The organism is Williamsia sp., assembly GCF_016462415.1.
Classification (GTDB): Bacteria; Actinomycetota; Actinomycetes; order Mycobacteriales; family Mycobacteriaceae; genus Williamsia_A.
The window spans coordinates 1-2,986 of sequence record NZ_JAEMTF010000172.1 but is presented as its reverse complement, the minus strand read 5'-3'; the positions used below and the strand labels follow the sequence as shown (position 1 = coordinate 2,986).

Genomic DNA, 2,986 nt, shown 5'->3' with positions numbered 1-2,986 from the left:
TGCCGCACCAGCGCATCGGGTTCAGACGCCATCGACCGCGCCACCGCGAAGGCCGCGGCATCATGCTCGTCGACGAAGTCGGTCAGTGGCCTGTTCATCACCGAAGAGCTTAGCGGCAGTTAGTGTGAGCAACGGAAGTGTCAACACATCCGGCACGGGCGGAGACAACCAGATGATCGAGCACGACGAGTCGGCACGGACCGCGATGACGGTCACCCAGTTCGATCGCCTGTGGTCGATCGTCGCCGCCCCCATCGCCATCGCCGACCTCACCGAGCGCGGACACGCGGTGGATCGCGCGGTCGCTCTCGCGGGTGACCGTGATCTGCCGGGCCTGGCCCGGGTCGTCTCCGCGGCCGTTGCGGCTCGGATCCGCACCCTCATCCCGACCCCTGCGCCGAGTTCGTACGACATCGTCGCGCAGGCGGTGACCGCAGAGCTGGGACGTGACGACGGATCCGGGCCGACCGCGGCCCAACTCGCCACCGACCTGGAGAAGTACGCAGCCGGCGAGATCACCGCGACAGACGATCTGTTGGCTGCAGCTCTTCTCGCCGGCGCCCTCGGCGTCGACCACGCGGCCGTGAAGTCGGCGCGACGCACTCTCGTCGGCATGCCGTCCAGCGTCGACGTGACCGACTCCACGGTGCGTGCGCTCGAATCGAGCGGATGGCGGCAAGACGTGGATTTCGCTCTGGTCGGTGTCATCGGTTCGGCGGCCGCGACGAGCGAGACGCCGGTGGTCCTTCGTCGCACGGATTCCGTCGACGGCCCCGCGATCACCGTCAGTGCTCGTGCACGTCACTTTCAGGTGGAGCTGGACACCGTGACCGACGGGGGCACCGCGGCGCGCCTCGCCACCGACCTGCTGCGCCTCGCCGGGCGGACCACCCGCTACGAGAACTAGGTCCCGCCGCCCTGCTCCTCTCGCGCCTATCGCACCGGCGTCGTGGTGGGTGTCTGCCCGGGCAGGACGATGCCCGGGATCGTCGGGAGTTGGAATCCCGGCGCCGTGGTGGTCGTCGTCGGTGATGTCTGACCGCCCTCGGGATCGGTGGTCCCGTCTGACGTCGTCGTGGTCGACGTCGAGGGTGCCGTCGACGACGACGTCCGTGTGGAGGTCCGGATCGGCTCGGTGTACTCCGGCGTGTCCTCGGTGGTGCGCGGCGCCGCCGTGCGGGTGGCCGATGCCGCGGCCTTCTCGTCGTCGATGGTCTTGTAGTGGTCGGCTCGTTGGCCGTAGAGCATGAGCACGCCGACGAATGCGATCAACAGAACCGCGGTGGTGGTCCGCAGCCGACCGCCGAACAGGTGGCTCGGAATCCGGTCGCGGAAGGTCTTCTTGTGCGGCGTCTCCGTGCTGTCCGACGCCGGTTCGTTCGGGGTGGTCATGAGCTCGACTCCGATTGCGCGGGGGCGCCCATCGCCCCGGTCTGGATGGTCTCGCCCGGGGCCAGTGAGATGCCCGCACGGCCGAATGCCCGCACGATCCGCGAGCGCAGGTCCCGGCTCACCTCGAACTGTTTGCCCGGCAGCGTCCGCGCCACGATACGGACGGTGACCTCGTCGATCTCCATGTCGGTGACCCCCATCGGGGTGGGTGCGTCGAGGAGCAGCGGACGCATCCGGGGATCGGCGAAGGTCTGTTCACCGATCCTGCTCAGGATCTCGTTGACCCGGCTGATGTCGGCCCCGGCAGGCAGCGGGATGTCGACCACGGATCGGGCCCAGTCCTTGGACAGGTTGATCGCCTTCACGATCTGACCGTTGGGGACGGTGATCACCTCGCCGTCGGAGGAACGGATCTTGGTGACCCGCAACGTGACGTCCTCGACGGTGCCCTCGGCGGGCGGGATCCCGCCTGCCACCGCCAGTTCGACCACGTCACCGAAGCCGTACTGCTTCTCGGTGATGATGAAGAACCCGGACAGCAGATCCTGCACGATGCGTTGCGCGCCGAAACCCAGGGCCGCACCGAGAACGGTTGCCGGCGCCACGAATCCGGTGATCGGGACGTTGAGCAGTCGGATGATGTTGAACGCGACCACCAGATAGACGATCACGATCGCGACCCACGAGATGACCTGGGCCACCGAGTGGCGATGCTTCTCCGACTCCGACCGGACGAGTTCGTCGCTGTTCTTGAAGCCCTGGTCGATGCGGCCGGTGATGCGTGCGGTGGCCCACTGGATCGCCCGTGTGGCGATCAGTGCGGCGAGGATCAGCAGGATGATCGGCAGCCCGCGCAGCGACAGTGTCCGCACGAGATCGCCGGTGCCCGCCGGTGTCCAGGCCGTGTAGTAGACGGTGTGGTGCATGGTTTCCTAGCTGCCCTGGGCCATCCGCCAGCGGATCCCGGACTCGATGAAGCCGTCGAGATCGCCGTCGAGGACAGCGGTCGGGTTGTTGACCTCGTACTCGGTACGGAGGTCTTTGACCATCTGGTACGGGTGCAACACATACGAGCGCATCTGGTTGCCCCAGCTGGAGCCGCCGTCGCCCTTGAGAGCGTCCATCTCGGCGCGCTCCTCCTTGCGCTTGACCTCCAGCAGCTTCGCCTGCAGCACCTTCATCGCTGCCACCTTGTTCTGCAGCTGGCTCTTCTCGTTCTGACAGGTGACCACGATCCCAGTGGGCACGTGGGTCAGCCGCACCGCGGAGTCGGTGGTGTTGACCGACTGCCCACCGGGCCCCGATGACCGGTAGACGTCGACACGCAGGTCGTTCTCGTCGATGTCGATGTGGTCGGTCGTCTCGACCACGGGCAGCACCTCGACCTCGGCGAACGACGTCTGACGACGTCCCTGGTTGTCGAACGGGCTGATCCGCACCAGACGGTGCGTACCCATCTCGATCGACAGGGTCCCGTACATGTAGGGCGCCTTGACCGCGAAGGTCGCACTCTTGAGGCCTGCCTCCTCGGCGTAGGAGGTGTCGTAGACCTCGACGCCGTAGCCGTGCTTCTCGGCCCAGCGGATGTACATGC

General features: G+C 67.0%; 4 protein-coding genes. 1 reads left to right on the top strand and 3 read right to left on the bottom strand.

Annotated features, from left to right (window positions below; translation table 11 throughout):
• Window positions 1-172: 172 nt before the first annotated feature.
• The gene (locus JHC79_RS22605) at window positions 173-907 is read left to right on the top strand and encodes a hypothetical protein (RefSeq protein WP_296395129.1); all 735 of its coding nucleotides are present in this window, start codon (window positions 173-175) and stop codon (window positions 905-907) included.
• Between the two features lie 26 nt (window positions 908-933).
• On the opposite strand, the gene JHC79_RS22600 is transcribed toward JHC79_RS22605, so the two are convergent.
• The 3 genes from JHC79_RS22600 to JHC79_RS22590 form a co-directional block, all read right to left on the bottom strand.
• The gene (locus tag JHC79_RS22600) at window positions 934-1,392 is read right to left on the bottom strand and encodes a hypothetical protein (RefSeq protein WP_296395127.1); all 459 of its coding nucleotides are present in this window, start codon (window positions 1,390-1,392) and stop codon (window positions 934-936) included.
• Window positions 1,389-2,318: a mechanosensitive ion channel family protein gene (locus tag JHC79_RS22595; protein ID WP_296395125.1), complete on the bottom strand. Its 930-nt coding sequence runs from the start codon at window positions 2,316-2,318 to the stop codon at window positions 1,389-1,391. The genes JHC79_RS22600 and JHC79_RS22595 overlap by 4 nt, the downstream gene beginning before the upstream one ends.
• 6 nt (window positions 2,319-2,324) lie before the next feature.
• Window positions 2,325-2,986: peptide chain release factor-like protein (locus JHC79_RS22590; RefSeq protein ID WP_296395123.1), on the bottom strand; the 662-nt coding region annotated here is incomplete at its 5' end.

Coding starts and splice junctions, on each gene's coding strand:
- JHC79_RS22600 (WP_296395127.1), bottom strand. CDS start 1,392: ATGACCACCCCGAACGAACCGGCGTCGGACAGCACGGAGACGCCGCAC.
- JHC79_RS22595 (WP_296395125.1), bottom strand. CDS start 2,318: ATGCACCACACCGTCTACTACACGGCCTGGACACCGGCGGGCACCGGC.
- JHC79_RS22605 (WP_296395129.1), top strand. CDS start 173: ATGATCGAGCACGACGAGTCGGCACGGACCGCGATGACGGTCACCCAG.